The 14637-nt window shown below is 67.0% G+C and carries 16 protein-coding genes; 11 read left to right on the top strand and 5 right to left on the bottom strand.

The genetic code is table 11. From position 1 onward, the window contains the following. Nucleotides 1-19 precede the first annotated feature (19 nt). On the bottom strand, nt 20-1498 hold the full coding sequence (locus ATE67_RS00285) for a GAF domain-containing protein (protein ID WP_231727993.1): 1479 nt from the start codon (nt 1496-1498) through the stop codon (nt 20-22). Nucleotides 1499-1765: 267 nt separating this feature from the next. Between ATE67_RS00285 and ATE67_RS00280 the strand changes: the two genes are divergently transcribed. After that, complete coding sequence (locus ATE67_RS00280; protein ID WP_058814700.1) at nt 1766-2557, top strand: response regulator; 792 nt, start codon at nt 1766-1768, stop codon at nt 2555-2557. Nucleotides 2558-2564: 7 nt separating this feature from the next. Here the strand turns inward: ATE67_RS00280 and ATE67_RS00275 are convergent, their stop codons facing one another. Both ATE67_RS00275 and ATE67_RS00270 read right to left on the bottom strand, forming a co-directional pair. Further along, entirely contained in the window at nt 2565-3167 is a 603-nt protein-coding gene (locus ATE67_RS00275; RefSeq protein ID WP_443028728.1) for a sigma-70 family RNA polymerase sigma factor, read from the bottom strand. A 97-nt stretch (nt 3168-3264) separates the two neighbouring features. Further along, nucleotides 3265-3669 carry a BLUF domain-containing protein gene (locus ATE67_RS00270; protein WP_058814698.1) on the bottom strand — a complete coding sequence of 135 codons (405 nt, stop codon included), beginning with the start codon at nt 3667-3669 and terminating at the stop codon, nt 3265-3267. 153 nt (nt 3670-3822) lie between these two features. On the opposite strand from ATE67_RS00270, the gene ATE67_RS00265 reads away from it, so the two are divergent. The 7 genes from ATE67_RS00265 to ATE67_RS00235 all read left to right on the top strand — a co-directional run bounded on the left by ATE67_RS00265 (nt 3823) and on the right by ATE67_RS00235 (nt 9051). Further along, nucleotides 3823-4080: a NepR family anti-sigma factor gene (locus tag ATE67_RS00265; protein WP_058814695.1), complete on the top strand. Its 258-nt coding sequence runs from the start codon at nt 3823-3825 to the stop codon at nt 4078-4080. A 38-nt stretch (nt 4081-4118) separates the two neighbouring features. Further along, the gene (locus ATE67_RS00260; protein WP_058814693.1) at nt 4119-4745 is read left to right on the top strand and encodes a sigma-70 family RNA polymerase sigma factor; all 627 of its coding nucleotides are present in this window, start codon (nt 4119-4121) and stop codon (nt 4743-4745) included. An 81-nt stretch (nt 4746-4826) separates the two neighbouring features. Beyond that, nucleotides 4827-6002, top strand: coding sequence for a PQQ-dependent sugar dehydrogenase (locus ATE67_RS00255; RefSeq protein ID WP_058814691.1), 1176 nt, complete (start codon nt 4827-4829; stop codon nt 6000-6002). Between the two features lie 10 nt (nt 6003-6012). Then, complete coding sequence (locus ATE67_RS00250) at nt 6013-6753, top strand: esterase/lipase family protein (RefSeq protein WP_058814689.1); 741 nt, start codon at nt 6013-6015, stop codon at nt 6751-6753. A 57-nt stretch (nt 6754-6810) separates the two neighbouring features. Continuing rightward, a complete protein-coding gene (locus ATE67_RS00245; protein WP_058814687.1) occupies nt 6811-7131 on the top strand; it encodes a hypothetical protein in 321 nt (106 codons plus the stop codon). Nucleotides 7132-7367: 236 nt separating this feature from the next. Then, nucleotides 7368-8582 (top strand): S41 family peptidase, encoded by a 1215-nt coding sequence (locus tag ATE67_RS00240; protein ID WP_197411860.1) that lies wholly within the window; start codon nt 7368-7370, stop codon nt 8580-8582. Further along, complete coding sequence (locus ATE67_RS00235) at nt 8566-9051, top strand: MarR family winged helix-turn-helix transcriptional regulator (protein WP_058814684.1); 486 nt, start codon at nt 8566-8568, stop codon at nt 9049-9051. The genes ATE67_RS00240 and ATE67_RS00235 overlap by 17 nt, the downstream gene beginning before the upstream one ends. On the opposite strand, the gene ATE67_RS00230 is transcribed toward ATE67_RS00235, so the two are convergent. Continuing rightward, nucleotides 9048-9440: an acyl-CoA thioesterase gene (locus tag ATE67_RS00230; RefSeq protein WP_058814681.1), complete on the bottom strand. Its 393-nt coding sequence runs from the start codon at nt 9438-9440 to the stop codon at nt 9048-9050. The genes ATE67_RS00235 and ATE67_RS00230 overlap by 4 nt on opposite strands. Continuing rightward, complete coding sequence (locus ATE67_RS00225; RefSeq protein WP_058814679.1) at nt 9437-10684, bottom strand: threonine ammonia-lyase; 1248 nt, start codon at nt 10682-10684, stop codon at nt 9437-9439. The genes ATE67_RS00230 and ATE67_RS00225 overlap by 4 nt, the downstream gene beginning before the upstream one ends. A gap of 59 nt (nt 10685-10743) precedes the next feature. Here ATE67_RS00225 and ATE67_RS00220 point away from each other — a divergent pair, with 59 nt between their 5' ends. The 3 genes from ATE67_RS00220 to ATE67_RS00210 are packed head-to-tail and all read left to right on the top strand — an operon-like array spanning nt 10744 to nt 14541. After that, on the top strand, nt 10744-11622 hold the full coding sequence (locus ATE67_RS00220; RefSeq protein WP_156416840.1) for an NAD(P)-dependent oxidoreductase: 879 nt from the start codon (nt 10744-10746) through the stop codon (nt 11620-11622). After that, nucleotides 11619-13283 carry an amidohydrolase gene (locus tag ATE67_RS00215; protein WP_058814674.1) on the top strand — a complete coding sequence of 555 codons (1665 nt, stop codon included), beginning with the start codon at nt 11619-11621 and terminating at the stop codon, nt 13281-13283. The genes ATE67_RS00220 and ATE67_RS00215 overlap by 4 nt, the downstream gene beginning before the upstream one ends. After that, nucleotides 13273-14541: an FAD-dependent oxidoreductase gene (locus ATE67_RS00210; RefSeq protein ID WP_058814673.1), complete on the top strand. Its 1269-nt coding sequence runs from the start codon at nt 13273-13275 to the stop codon at nt 14539-14541. Before ATE67_RS00215 ends, ATE67_RS00210 begins: the two co-directional genes overlap by 11 nt. The last annotated feature ends 96 nt before the right edge of the window (nt 14542-14637 follow it).

The following is a 14637-nucleotide window of genomic DNA, read 5'->3' as shown; positions in this document are numbered from 1 at the left end:
CTGTGTTAAGGGGATCGAGTCAGGCGTAGCGCCACCGCGCGGGCAGCACGATCTCGACGATCAGCCCGTCGGGCTCCCAGCGCCGCTCGATCGTCCCGCCGAGGTTGTTCTTGACGCTGCGCTCCATCAGCAACGTCCCGAAGCTCGTGCGGTCGGGCGCGACCACCGGGCGGTCGCCGCCGCTTTCGGTCCAGACCAGGCGGAACATGCGCGGATCGGGGGCATCGTCGGGATCCTGCGCCCAGGCGATTTCGACGCTGCCGTCGGCGCCGGTCAGCGCGCCATGCTTCATCGCGTTGGTGGCGAGCTCGTTGAACAGCAGCGCCATTGCGACCAGCGCATTTTCGGGAAGCAGCAAGTCGGGCCCCGACCAGCGGATGCGCGGGAAGCTGGCCTCGAGCTCGCGCATCAGCGCATGCATCGACCCGGTCATGAAATTCGCGCTGAGCAGGACATTCTGCGCCCGGTTGAGCGCGTCGAGCCGGCTGCTGATCCGCTCGACATAATCGTCGATGTCGGTCGCCGCGTGCCGGGTCAACGATATGATCGCGCCGACAGTGGCGAACAGGTTGCGCATCCGGTGATGCAGCTCGCGCATCAGCAAATTGGCATTTTCCTGGCGGCTCTTCTGCTCGGTGATGTCGATGCACACGCCGGTGAGCAGCGCATCATTGTCGCGCACGTCCCAGTCGCCGCGCACCGCGATCCAGCGCACCCCGCGCTCGGGATGCAGGACGCGATGTTCGATCGCATAGGGCGCCCCGCTCGCCATCGATTCGTCGAGCATCGCGCGCACCGTCGCACGGTCGTCGGGGTGGATGCGCTCGAACGCCTCCTCGCTCGTCCTCAGCGCGGTGCTGTAATCCGCGCCCCACAGCTCGGCGGCCGCGCCGCGCCACTGGAGCAGGTCGCTCCGCGTATCGAGCTGCCAGGTCGCGATCCCCGAATAGTCGATCGCGCGTTCGAGCGCGCGCCGCGCCTCGTCGCGCTCGACGATGGTGCGGCGAAGGTCGGCCTCGGCCATGATGATCGCCGCGAAATCGCCCAGCCGCTCCATCTCGCGAAAGCTGAGCGTCGGTCGCGCCTTGCGGTCGATGATGCACAGCGTCCCGAGGATCGCGCCGTTGTAGGCGCGCAGCGGTACGCCCGCGTAGAAGCGGATGAACGGATCGCCGGTAACGAGCGGATTGCTGGCGAAGCGCGGGTCGGCGCGCGCGTCGGGGACGACAATCGGCTCCCCGCGCCGAACGACATGGTCGCAAAAGCTGACTTCGCGGCTGGTTTCGGGCACGTCGAGGCCGTGGGCGGACTTGAACCACTGACGGCAGTCGCCGACGAGCGAGACGAGGGTGATCGGCACCTCGAACAGATCGGCCACCAACTTGGTGACGCGGTCGAACTCCGGTTCGCGGTCGGTATCCATGATCCGATATTCGCGCAGCGTATCGAGCCGCCAGCGCTCGCGCTCCGCCGGATCCTGGTCCGTGCCGTCCGCCAAATTCTGCCCCCCGCTTCCTGCCGGCGCCGGCGCGCCATCATTCGCTGTGGGCCGCTGTGCCATGAAAATGGTCCCTAAAAAAGCTTATGAGCAACATGCAAGGAAAGTGAATGAAAATCCGCCCCTTACACGCTGGCCGATCGCGTCCCGCCCGACTCTACGCATGTGGCCGCCAACGGTTGCACGCCCCAATCGCGCTTTTTCGGCGCTCCCGATGGAACCGCATCGCAGCATACCGCGTATGATCGCTTCTAGAGGGAGATCATGATGAGCTTGGGTGAAGAAATCCGCGGGCATCTGCCGTTCCTGCGCCGCTACGCGCGCGCGCTGACGGGGAGCCAGCAGCATGGCGACAATTTCGTTCACACCACGCTTGAGGTCATCGTCGCCGCCCCCGACGAATTTCGCACCGGCGCCGATACCCGCATCGACCTCTACCGCAGTTTCCACCGCATCTGGGAAAGCGCCTTCATTTCCGACGGCGAGGGCGACGACGAAACCGACCCGCTGATCCGCGCCGCGAACCGCCGGCTTCGGCGGATCACGCCGCTCGGCCGCCAGATGCTGCTGCTGACCGCGCTCGAAGGCTTTTCGGTCGAGGAGACCGCGCAGATCACCGGCGCCGACAACGAAATGGTCGAAAGCCTGCTCGCCGAGGCGGTGGACGAGATGGACCGCGAGGCGCGCACGTCGGTGCTGATCATCGAGGACGAGCCGCTGATCGCGATGGACCTCGAACAGATCGTCCGCGGCCTCGGCCACGACGTCGCCGGGGTCGCGACCACGCACGAGGACGCGGTTGCCGCGTTCGAGAACAGCGACGCGGGGCTCGTGCTTGCCGATATCCAGCTCGCCGACGGTTCGTCGGGGATCGACGCGGTGCAGGACATTCTGGCGATCGCCCCGGTCCCGGTCATTTTCATCACCGCCTTTCCCGAGCGGCTGCTCACCGGCAACCGCGTCGAGCCGACTTTCCTGATTTCGAAACCGTTCGGCGAAAACACCGTCCGCGCCGCGATCAGCCAGAGCCTGTTGTTTACGCCGCAACTCGCCGCGTAGATCGCCGTCAATCGGGCGGCGACACGCCGCCCGACAGCTTGTCGACATCGCCCATGATGGTCGCGAAGGCGTCGTTGGGCGTAAGCGGGTCGTCGCTGCGCAGCGGCATTTCTCCGCCCTCCAGAATCGTCTGCAACGCCGAGCGCGCCCGCGACACGCGGCTTTTCATCGTGCCCACCGCGCAGCCGCAAATCTCGGCGCCTTCCTCATAGGATAGCTGTCCCGCACCGATCAGGATCAGCGCCTCGCGCTGGTCCACCGGCAGCATCAACAGCGCGCGCTGCACGTCGGCGAGGTGCAGGCTGTCCGCCTGATCGTCGGGCGCGACGAGCAATCGCTCGGCGGCGAGTTCGTCATACTCGGCGGTGAATTTCTTGCGCCGCATCTGCGACAGGAAGCAATTGCGCAGGATCACGAAGGCCCAGCTCTTCATGCTCGCCGGGCCGGGAATATAGCTGGCGCGCGCCTTCCACGCCTTCAGCATCGTTTCCTGGACCAGATCGTCGGCCAGATCGGCATTGCCGGTCAGGCTGCGGCCGAACGCGCGCAGGTGCGGCAACATCGCCGCCAGCTCCTGTTTGAAGCTGGCGTCGTCTAGCGGCTGGGGCACGGTGTCGCTGATAAATGGGCCTTTGTCGGTTGTGGAATTGGCAAACCCGGTGTCCCGGCTTAGCGCCTCGAAAGCGCAATGCAAGACCGCGTCCCGGTCACTTCCCCGGGTAGCGGCGGCCGAGCGCAATGAAATTGCTCATCATTTTCTCGTCTTCAGCATCCAGCCTGGCGTTCGCGGCGAGCCGCGCCAGATTCTCGCCATATCCAGCGAATCCGGGATCGTAGAGCATCGACCATTCGGCGAAATCGCGCACCTCGATGATGCGTCGGCGAATCTCGGTCATCCCGTTGTGCCGCGGATCGGCGCGAATGACGTCGAGGCATGTATCGACGGCCTTGGCCGGGCCTTCGAGCAGCTGCATGAAATTATGGCCGTTGTAGATCAGCGCGCCGGTCAGCCCGTCGCGGAGGTTGTTGCGGCGGGCCGCGATCAGGATGTCGGCAATATCCTTGTCGCGGATCAACGGATCGGCGACACTCACATAGATGACGGATAGCAAGGGGGGTCAACTCCGGTCGCTTCGGCACAGGCCGGGCAAAATGTGACCCCTCACGAAACCCTGATTAGGAACACTGTTGTTTCTTGGCAACGCATTCGTCGCAAAAAAATCGAAAGACGGGAACCAGCGCCGCATTTCCTCGTTGCTCCTGACATGGCAACGCATGGAAACGACAGGACCGAAAACGGACGGAACCGGCCCCAGCCCGCCGCCGACGAGCCGCGCCGGTCGAACGGGACGTTCCCGGGCACTGGCAGCGACCAGTGGCACCGCACGCTGACCGGGCGCCAATCGCCCGAGCCGGTGAGCGCGAAGCTGCGCATGATCTATGGCAATGTCGTCGCCGAGCAGCTTCCCGACAATATGCTCGATCTCCTGTCGCAACTCGACCAGAAGAATCCGAAGCAATAATGGCTTGCCCCAATGCTGTGCCCCCCAGCGCTGCTGCCATGCCGCAGGATGAGGCCCCCGCCGCCGAAAACACTCTGTCCGACGGCGAATTCAAATCGCTGCTGGCGGGCGTGATTCCGCACCTGCGCGCCTATGGCCGCAGCCTGTCGGGCAATCCCGACCTCGCCGATGACCTGACGCAGGATACGATGGTCAAGGCCTGGGCCTCGCGCGAGCGGTTCGAGCGCGGGACGTCGATCAAGGCGTGGACCTTCGTCATCCTGCGCAACACCTTCCTGTCGCAGATGCGCCGCAACAAGTTTCACGGCGAATATGACGAGGTCGTGGTCGAGCGCACGCTGTCGACACCCGCCAGCCAGGAGGACAGCGGCGAAATGGCCGACCTGCAGCGCGCGCTGATGGAGTTGCCGCAGGACCAGCGCGAGGCGCTGATCCTCGTCGGCGCCGGCGGCCTGTCTTACGAGGAGGCCGCAAGCATCTGCGACTGCGCGCTCGGCACGATGAAGAGCCGCGTCTCGCGAGCGCGCACCGCGCTCGAAGAGATCATGAACGGCGGCCAGTTCGCACAGAAGCGCGCCGACGCGCCGCCCGCCAGCGACGCGATCGACGCGATCATGGGGAGCGTCGAGGAGATCACGGCTCGCCGCGAGGCGGCCAGCCGCTGACGCCCCCTCGACTTTGTAGCCGCGGCGCGCCAGATTGATCCCCAGACCGATCCTCTGTCCCCCCAACAAAGCGAGCCCCCCATGAAGACACCCTCCGCCCTCGCCCTGTCCGCGGCGATGATCATTGCCGCCTGTTCGGCCGGCACCACCAGCAGTGCGGCGCCCGCCGATACGGCAAAGCTCGACGCCACGGGCGACCAGCCCGCAACCCCGCTCGCCGACGCGCCGTTCACGGTGCAGGAAGTCGCGGGCTTCAACGAGCCCTGGGCGATGACCTTCCTGCCCGGCGGCCGGCAGGCGCTCGTCACCGAGAAATCGGGCAAGTTGAAGTTTTGGCAGGAAAATGGGCCGACGCTCGACGTCGCGGGCGTTCCGGCGGTCGCCTATGGCGGTCAGGGCGGCTTCGGCGACGTAATCCTCGCCCCCGACTTCGCGACCAGCGGCACCATCTACCTCAGCTGGGTCGAGGCAGGCGACGGCGGCACCTTCGGCGCGGTCGCGGGCAAGGCGAAATTCGTTTCGGGCGGCGCCCCGCGGCTCGACGGACTGCAGATCATCTGGAAACAGGATCCGAAAGTCACCGGCCGCGGTCATTTCTCGCACCGCCTCGCCTTCTCGCCCGACGGCAAATATCTCTTCATCGGCTCTGGCGAGCGCCAGAAGTTCGATCCCGCGCAGGACATGAAGGCGAACCTCGGCAAGATCCTCCGCCTCAACCCCGACGGCAGCGTGCCCGCCGACAATCCGTTCGCGTCGCAAGGCGGCGTCACCGCGCAAATCTGGTCGCTCGGCCACCGCAATATCCTCGGCCTCGCCTTCGACGGCAGCGGCAAGCTGTGGAATCAGGAAATGGGGCCGAAGGGCGGCGACGAGGTCAATCTCGTCGCGGCCAAGGCGAATTATGGCTATCCGATCGTCTCGAACGGCGACCATTATGACGGCAAGGATATTCCCGACCATCCGACGCGCCCCGAATTCGCGGCGCCGAAGCTGTGGTGGAACCCCTCGGTCTCGCCCGCCGGGCTCGTCTGGTACGATGGCGACGTCTATCCGGGCTGGAAGAACAGCCTGCTGATGGGCGCGCTTTCGGGCGAGGGGCTGATCCGGATGGGCATCGACGGCGACGCGCTGCACAAATCCGACCGCTGGGATTTCGGCCAGCGCATCCGCGAGGTCGAGGTACGCGAGGACGGCACCGTGTGGCTGCTCACCGACGGCAGCGAGGGGAAGCTTTTGAAACTCGCGCCGAAGGGATAAGAGCCGCGGCATGATCCGCGGCTTCCTGACCCGGCGCGCCGAATGGCCCGCGCGCATTCCCGATCCCGACGCGCCGCCGCCGCTATCCCTGCTGTGGCGCGAAGCGGGGGCGTTGATCCGCGCCATGTGGGGCCGCATCCGCGCAATGCCGCGGGAGCCCAACCCCGACAGCGCCCACCCGCCGGTGATGGTGCTCCCCGGCTTCCTGTCGGGCGACTGGGCGACGAAGGCGCTGCGCGCCGACCTTCGGCGCGCCGGTTTCCGCTGCTACGCCTGGGGCCTCGGGTTCAACCGCGGCGCGACCGCCGACATCATCGAGCGCATCGATACCCGCGTGCAGTGGATCATCGACCGCACCGGTCATGCCCCCGCGCTCGTCGGCTGGAGCCTCGGCGGCATTTACGCGCGCGAATATGCCAAGCATCACCCCGACAAGGTCGCGCGTGTCGTGACGCTCGGCTCGCCTTTCTCCGGCAGCCGCCGCGCCAACCGCGCCTGGCGCCTCTATCACCTGATCGCGCGCCACCCGGTCGACAACCCGCCGATCGACTTCCACCCCGCGCCGCGCCCGACGATGCCGACCTTCGCGCTCTGGTCCGCGCATGACGGCGTCGTCGCGGTGAACAGTGCGCGCGGGGAGGTCCATGAAAGCGACCGGCAGGTCCAGGTCGACTGCGGCCACATGGGCTTCGCCTATGCATCCAATTCGGTTGCGGCCATCGCGAAGGCGTTAACCGAAGAGATAGGATGATCGGGCAAGCCGCGGCGTCGCCTCCCCTTGCCCTCCCCTTCGGAAAGACCCGACCCCATGCTGACAATGACGACCGCCGCGCTCGCCCTGATGATGCAGGGCGCGCCCGCCCCGGCCTGTACCCTCGGCCGCATCGCCGGCGATCCGCGCGAAAAGCGGATCTGGGCGTCGCTGGCGCCGTCGCCCGGCGCACGCAAGATCGCGAAGGTGAAGCCCGGTCAGCGCATCCTCCTGTGCGGCCGGAAGCGCGAGTGGATCTTGATCCGCTTCGCCGACCGCCGACACAGCTGCGGCGGCATCGGCGGCCGCCCGGCCGGCGCCGGCTCGACCTGCGCCGAGGCGTGGATCGAGAGGCGGCGGATCATTTCCGACCGCTAGAGCGGGCGGCGGCGCAAGCACGTCGGCCGGCCCCCTCAAGACCCATGTCCGAAATTTCATCCTTGCCCCGCTCATTTATACAATATATTGCGCAATATATTGTATAAATGAGCGGGGATGATAGAGTAATGCTGCGTTCGAAATTTCTGACGGCGCTTCTGGCGGGTATGACAGCCTTGTCCGCATGCCCCGCGTCGGCCAGCGAAGCTCCGCTTTCCGGCGCCGATCGCCGGGCCGTGGTCGACAATCTGGTCGGGGCGCTCGAGGCGAATTATGTCTTCCCCGACAAGGCGAAGACGATCGCAGCGGCTTTGCTCGCGCATCTCGACAAGGGCGATTACGACGATGCCGCCGACCGCCAAGCGCTCGCGGACGCGCTGACGCGGGACCTGATCGCGGCATCGGGCGACCTCCATTTCTTCGTCGGGGTCGACCCCCAATTCGTCGCCGATCATGCCGCCAAAGCCGATCCTGCGGTCGCCGCGGCGCTTCGCGAAAAGGAGCGGCAGGCCGAACAGCGCGACAATTTCGGGTTCGCCGACCTGCGCATCCTCGACGGCAATGTCGCCTATGTCGGGCTGACACACTTCGCCGATCCCGAACTCGCCTACGACACCGCCGCCGCCGCGATGCGCTTTATCGAGAACAGCGACGCGGTGATCTATGACATGCGCTACAACAATGGCGGGACGCTCGAGATGGCGCAGCTGCTCGCGAGCCAACTCTTCCGCGGCGACAGGGATCAGGAGCTGTTCGACTATTATTACAGCGACGACGACAAGCGGATCGAGCGCGGCCAGTGGGTGCTCCCTGCGCTGCCCGCCAAACGCCTGACCGGCAAACCCGTCTATGTCCTGACCGGATCGACCAGCTTCTCGGCCGCCGAATGGTTCGCCTATTCGCTCCACAAGCTCGGCCGCGCGACGCTCGTCGGCGAACGCACGGCGGGCGGCGCGCATCCCGTCGACCGCAAGCCCGTCGGCCACGACTTCTTCGTGCAGGTGCCGATCGGCCAGATCAAGGACCCCGTCGACCGCGGCGATTTCGAGGGACAGGGTGTCGCCCCCGACCATGCCGTTCCGTCCGCCGAGGCGCTGACCGTGGCGCATCGTCTGGCGCTGGCCGATATCGCAAAAGCCGATCCCGCCAAGCGCGCCGACGCCGACTGGTTTGCCCCGACACTCGCCGCGCCCGCCAAAGTCGCACCGGCCGAACTCAAGGCCGTCGCCGGCCAGTACGAGGGCCGCCGGATCGACTTTGCCGGCGGCAAGCTGCTCTACACCTGGCGCGAGCGTTTCCGCCTGACGCTCGAACCGCTGGGCGGCGACCTGTTCGGGCTGGAGGGCGTCCGCGACTTCCGCTTTCGGATCCTGCGCAAAGCGGGCAAGGTCGCGGCGCTGCAACGCCTCAACCGCGACGGAACGACGACCGACTATGCCCGCCTCGACTGACCTCCCGAATCCCCTCGACGACATCAGCTTCCTCGGCCGCCTCGCCGAAGCGCTGAGCACGCGGATCGAAGAGCAGACGCGCCCCTTGTTCGACGCCGCCGGCATCGTCGTGCCCGTCAAATCCTGCTCGTTGCTCACCGCGCTCGGCAAGGCGGGCGAAGCCTCGGCCGCCGAACTCGCCCGCACGCTTGGTCAGTCGCACCAGCTGGTCGTCCAGAAATGCCCCGCGCTGCTCCGCCTGGGGCTGATCACCCAGCACGCCGACCCTGCCGATGCGCGGCGCAAGATCTTCCGGCTGACCGACGCCGGCCGCGACCAGCTCGCCCGCATCGAGATATATAGCGCGCGGATCACCGGCGTGTATCGCAGCCTCTTCGAAGAGGTCGGCGATGTGCATCGCGTGATCGTGAAGGCGCTGCGGGCCTTGGAAAATAGGCCGCTCGCCGAACGCCTCGCGCCCGAGACCTAGCCCATAAAGGGCGCGACGATTTCGGCGGTCACGCGCAGCGGCCGGCCGCTCGCCTTGTCGAGCAGCGCCCACACCGTCCGCGCCCGCACATGCACTTTGCCGTCGGCGCCGGTGAATTCCATGAAGCGGTCGAACTTTGCGCCCTGCGGCTTGTCGGCGACCCACGTCCGCGCGATCACCGTCTCGCCGGGGCCAAGCGCGCGGAGATAATCGATCTCGTGCCGCACGACGACCCAGATATAGGCGTCCTTGTGGGTCTGCGGCGCGGCGGCGTCCCAATGTCCGGTGGCAACCTGCTGAATCCACTGGACCCAGACGGCGTTGTTGACATGGCCGAGCTCGTCGATGCTGTCGGGCGTCGCGACGAAGTCGAGCGTGAACTCCCTCACGCCAGCTCGACGGTTGTCACCATATAGCCCGCGTCGCGAAGCGAGGCGACGAGGCTGTCGAGATGCTCGCGGTCGCGCGCTTCGCACTCGATGTCGGTGATCAACCCCTTCGCGGGCAGCGTCGTGAAGATGCGCTGATGATAGATTTCGATGATGTTCACCTGCTTTTCGTCGAACAGCTTCATCACCTTGAATAAGGCGCCCGGCCGGTCCTGCAGGCGAATGCGCAGCCGCGCGATGCGGCCCGAGCGCGCGAGGTCGCGCAGCAGCACATTGGCGAGCAGCCGCGTGTCGATATTGCCGCCGGTCAGCACCAGCCCGACCTTGCGGCCCGCAAATTCCTCGGGATGCGCGAGCATCGCCGCGAGCCCCGCCGCGCCCGCGCCCTCGACCACGGTCTTTTCGATCTGGAGCAGCAGGCTGACCGCGCGTTCCAGATGGCGCTCGGCGACGAGCACGATGTCGTCGTTGAGTTCGGCGACGAGCCTCCGCGTGTAGCCGCCCGGCTCCTTCACCGCGATACCCTCGGCCAGCGTGTCGCCCTCGCACGCCATGTCGACGCCGTTCAGTTCGGCGTACATCGACGGATAGAGCTCGGCCTGCACCCCGACGAGGCGCATGTCGTTCTTGATCCCGCGCGCCGCGGTGCCCATGCCCGCGAGCAGCCCGCCGCCGCCGATCGGCACGATCAGCGTGTCGAGTTCGGGCACATCCTCCAGCATTTCGAGCGCGACCGTCCCCTGCCCCGCCGCGACATGAGGATGGTCGAAGGGGTGCACGAAAGTGAGCCCGCGCTCGACTTCCAGCTCGCGCGCGTGGGCATAGGCGTCGTCGAAGGTTTCGCCGTGGAGCACGATCGTCGCGCCATGGCTTGCGGTCTGCGACACCTTCACCTGCGGCGTCGTCTTCGGCATCACGATGGTGACCGGCACGCCGAGCCGCTTGCCATGATAGGCGAGCCCCTGCGCATGATTGCCCGCCGACGCCGCGATCGCGCCGCGCGCCTTCGCCTCGTCGCTGAGCAGCAGCAGGGCGTTGAGCGCGCCGCGTTCCTTGTAGGCGGCGGTGAATTGCAGATTCTCGAACTTCAGCCAGACCTCGGCGCCGACCAGCTCGGACAGGGTCTGCGAATGCAGCGTCGGCGTCCGCACGACCGCGCCGTCAATCCGCGCCGCCGCCGCGCGGACATCGTCGAGCGAGATCACCGGAAGGTCGGCGGCGGGAGCGGTTGCGAGGTCTGTCATAGCGCGGCTGGCCCTAGCCTATCTGGCGCGCCGCGCAAACCATGGTTATGACCTCTGCCATGAGTGAAGAAAAATTGCGCATCAGCTTCATCGGCACCGGCGTCATGGGCGGACCGATGGCGGGGCACCTCGCGAAAGCAGGGCACGACCTCACCGTCTACAACCGCACAAGGTCGAAGGCCGAGGCCTGGGTCGCGACCTATGGCGGCAAGTCCGCAGCCACGCCCGCGGACGCCGCGGCGGACGCCGACGTCGTGCTGACCTGCGTCGGCAACGACGACGATCTGGCGCAGGTGACGCTCGGCCGCGACGGCGCCTTTCGCGCCATGAAGAAGGGCGCGCTGTTCATCGACCACACCACCGTTTCCGCCCGCATCGCGCGCCAGCTGTCGGTCGAGGCCGACGGGCTCGGCCTGCTCTGCGTCGACGCCCCCGTCTCGGGCGGCGAGGCCGGGGCGCAGAACGGCACGCTCTCAACAATGTGCGGCGGCACCAAGGCCGCCTTCGCCGCCGCCGAGCCGGTGATGAAGGCCTATTCGGCGCGGATGGTGCATATCGGCGGCCCCGGCGCGGGGCAGACGACGAAGATGGTCAACCAGATCGCGATCGCCGGCGTGCTGCAGGGCCTGTCCGAAGCCTTGCGCTTCGCGCAGGCGTCGCGCCTCGATACCGACAAGGTGTTCGAGGCGGTCTCGGGCGGCGCCGCGGCGAGCTGGCAGATGCTCAACCGCTGGGGCACGATGGCGAAGGACGAATTCGATTTCGGCTTCGCGGTCGACTGGATGCGCAAGGATCTGGGCCTCGCGATCGACGAGGCGCGCGTCAACGGCGCGACGCTGCCGGTGGCAAGCCTGGTCGATCAATTCTACGCCGATGTGCAGAAGCTCGGCAACGGCCGCCGCGACACCAGCTCGCTCGTGACGAGGTTGAAGAAATGAAGCGCCTCGCCCTCACCGCGCTCGCGCTGCTGATAGCCGCCCCCGCGCACGCCGACACGCTGGTCGACAATGTCAACGGCATCACGCTCGACAAGGACGGCAAGCTCGTCCGCTTCACCGGGCTCGTCATCGGCACCGACGGCAAGGTCAAGCAACTACTCGACCGCAAGGACAAGCGCCCCGAGCGCCCCGACTTCAAGGAAGACGGCAAGGGCCGCACGCTGATCCCCGGCCTGATCGACGCGCACGGCCATGTCATGGGGCTCGGCTTCCAGCTGATGCTGCTCGATCTCAGCGGCACCAACAGCCTCGCCGAGGCGCAGGCCGCGATCAAGAAATATGCCGACGAGAATCCCGAAATGCCGTGGATCATCGGCTTCGGCTGGAATCAGGAAAAATGGGGTCTCGGCCGCTTTCCGACCGCCGCCGACCTCGACGCCGTGGTGCCGAATCGTGCGGTCTGGCTGGAGCGTGTCGACGGCCATGCGGGCTGGGCGAACACCGCAGCGCTGAATGCGGCCAAGATCACCGCCGCCACCAAGGCGCCCGAGGGCGGCCGCATCGAAATGGCGGGCGGCAAGCCCAGCGGCGTCTTCGTCGACGCCGCGATGAGCCTGATCGACGGCGCCAAGCCCAAACCGCTCGCGCGCGACCTCGACCGCGCCTTCCTGCTCGCCCAGCAGAAGCTGATCTCGCAGGGCATCACCAGCATCGCCGACATGGGCACGACCATCGCCGAATGGCAGGCGTACCGCCGCGCCGGCGACAAGAAACAGCTTGCGGTGCGCATCCTCTCCTACGGCGGGGACATCGACAATATGGCGATCATCGCCGGGTCCGAACCGACGCCATGGCTTTACGACGACAAGCTGCGCATGGTCGGGGTGAAGCTCTATCTCGACGGCGCGCTGGGTTCGCGCGGCGCATGGCTGAAGGCGCCTTACAGCGACGCGCCGGGGCAGAAGGGCCTGCCTTTGCTCACCCCCGCGCAGCTCCGCAACAAGATGGTGCGCGCGTCGATGGACAAGTTCCAGGTGGCGATCCACGCGATCGGCGACGCCGCCAATGCCGAGGCCTTGGGTGCGATCACCGACCTCACCGCCGACCTCCCGGGCGAGCGCCGCTGGCGCATCGAGCATGCGCAGATCATCGACCCCGTCGACATTCCGCGCTTCGCCACGCTCAAGGTCATCGCCTCGATGCAACCCGTCCACCAGACGAGCGACCGGCTGATGGCCGAAGCCCGCCTCGGCCCCGACCGGCTCAAGGGCGCCTATGCGTGGCGCAGCCTCGAAAACGCCGGCGTCCGCCTCGCCTTGGGCTCCGACGTGCCGGTCGAGAGCGCCAACCCCTTCCCCGGCATCGCCGCTGCGATCTCGCGTACCGATGCGGCAGGCCAGCCCGTCGGCGGCTGGCATCCCGAGGAGACGGTGAGCCGCGAAACCGCGCTCGACGGCTTCACCCGCACCGCCGCCTATGCCGCCTTCGCGGAGGACCGGCTCGGCACGCTGATGCCCGGCATGCGCGCCGACTTCGTGATGCTCGATGCTGACCCGCTGCTCGCGAGCCCCGACGAGATCCGCAAGATGACCCCACTCGAAACCTGGATCGGCGGCTATCGCTATTACAAGAAGAGCGAGGGCGCGACCGTTGGCCGGTGACACGCCGTCACGCCGTGCCGTCCTGACCGGCCTCGCGGCGCTTCCGGTCGCGACCGCAGCCGTCGCGGCCGAGCGCAAGGAGCGCAAGCCGAAGAAACGCAAGCCCGCGCGGCCCAAGATCCAGCATGTCGATGTCGCGATCATCGGCGCGGGCGTGTTCGGCGCCTGGACCGCCTGGCATTTGCTGCGCGCGGGAAAATCGGTGCGGTTGTTCGACGCCTATGGCGCGGGCCACTGGCGCGCCTCGTCGGGCGGCGAGAGCCGCGTCATCCGCATGGGCTATGGCGCCGACACCATCTATTCGGAGATGGCGAAGGAATCGCTCGCATATTGGAAAGACCTCTCCGACACCGCGAGCCTGCCGATCTTTCACAATACCGGCGTCCTCTGGTTCGCGCCGCAAGGCGACACCTATACCGCGCAGTCGCGCGCCTGGCTCCAAGCGAACCGCGTCGATCACGACCATGGCGACGTCCACTGGCTGCAGAAGAACTGGCGCCAGATCCAATTCTATCAGGGCGAGACCGGCATCCTCGAAAAGGACTGCGGCGCGCTGATCGCCGGGCGCGGGGTGCAGGAGGTGATCGCCGACGCGCAGATCGAGGTCGAACGCGTCGTCATGCCCGCGCCGCTGATCGCCAAGAAGATCAGAAAGCATACGCTGCCCGACGGCGGCACCGCCGACCATCTCGTCTATGCCTGCGGCCCCTGGCTCGCCGAACTCTTCCCGCAGCAACTGATGGGCAAGATCGTCGCGACGCGGCAGGAGGTCTATCATTTCGGCGCGCCGCAGGGCGACACGCGCTTCACCCCCGCCGAGCTGCCCGTCTGGGCCGACTTCAACAACGGCCGCATCGTCTATGGCATCCCCGACCTCGAGGGCGCGGGGTTCAAGATCGCGATCGACGTTCATGGCCCGGTCGTCGACCCCGACACGCAGGACCGCGCGCCGACCCCCGCGGGCATCGCCGAGGCGCGCGCCTATATCGCGCAGCGCTTCCCCGGCCTGACCGACGCGCCGCTGATCGGCGCGCGCGTCTGCCAATATGAGAACAGCTCGAACGGCGACTATCTGATCGACCGGCTACCCGGACAGGAGCGCATCTGGCTGGTCGGCGGCGGATCGGGGCACGGGTTCAAGAACGGACCCGCGGTGGGCAAACGCGTCGCCGCGCATATCCTCGATCCCGCGCTGCCGGTCGAACCGCGCTTCAGCTACGCGACCAAGGGTGCGGTCGCGGCGCGGACGGTGTTCTAATCCCAAGCCGTTTGCCCTGAGCTTGTCGAAGGGCCGTCCTTTCCTTCATAGGCGTCTAAGAAGAACAGTCCTTCGACAAGCTCAGGACGAACGGGG

The organism is Sphingopyxis sp. H050, assembly GCF_001468265.1.
Classification (GTDB): domain Bacteria; phylum Pseudomonadota; class Alphaproteobacteria; order Sphingomonadales; family Sphingomonadaceae; genus Sphingopyxis.
Note: the sequence above shows the minus strand (reverse complement) of the source record. Positions and strands in the feature narration are given on the sequence as shown.

Coding starts and splice junctions, on each gene's coding strand:
- ATE67_RS00225 (WP_058814679.1), bottom strand. CDS start 10,684: ATGACAGACCTCGCAACCGCTCCCGCCGCCGACCTTCCGGTGATCTCG.
- ATE67_RS00260 (WP_058814693.1), top strand. CDS start 4,119: ATGCCGCAGGATGAGGCCCCCGCCGCCGAAAACACTCTGTCCGACGGC.
- ATE67_RS00255 (WP_058814691.1), top strand. CDS start 4,827: ATGAAGACACCCTCCGCCCTCGCCCTGTCCGCGGCGATGATCATTGCC.
- ATE67_RS00245 (WP_058814687.1), top strand. CDS start 6,811: ATGCTGACAATGACGACCGCCGCGCTCGCCCTGATGATGCAGGGCGCG.
- ATE67_RS00250 (WP_058814689.1), top strand. CDS start 6,013: ATGATCCGCGGCTTCCTGACCCGGCGCGCCGAATGGCCCGCGCGCATT.
- ATE67_RS00235 (WP_058814684.1), top strand. CDS start 8,566: ATGCCCGCCTCGACTGACCTCCCGAATCCCCTCGACGACATCAGCTTC.
- ATE67_RS00265 (WP_058814695.1), top strand. CDS start 3,823: ATGGCAACGCATGGAAACGACAGGACCGAAAACGGACGGAACCGGCCC.
- ATE67_RS00220 (WP_156416840.1), top strand. CDS start 10,744: ATGAGTGAAGAAAAATTGCGCATCAGCTTCATCGGCACCGGCGTCATG.
- ATE67_RS00215 (WP_058814674.1), top strand. CDS start 11,619: ATGAAGCGCCTCGCCCTCACCGCGCTCGCGCTGCTGATAGCCGCCCCC.
- ATE67_RS00280 (WP_058814700.1), top strand. CDS start 1,766: ATGAGCTTGGGTGAAGAAATCCGCGGGCATCTGCCGTTCCTGCGCCGC.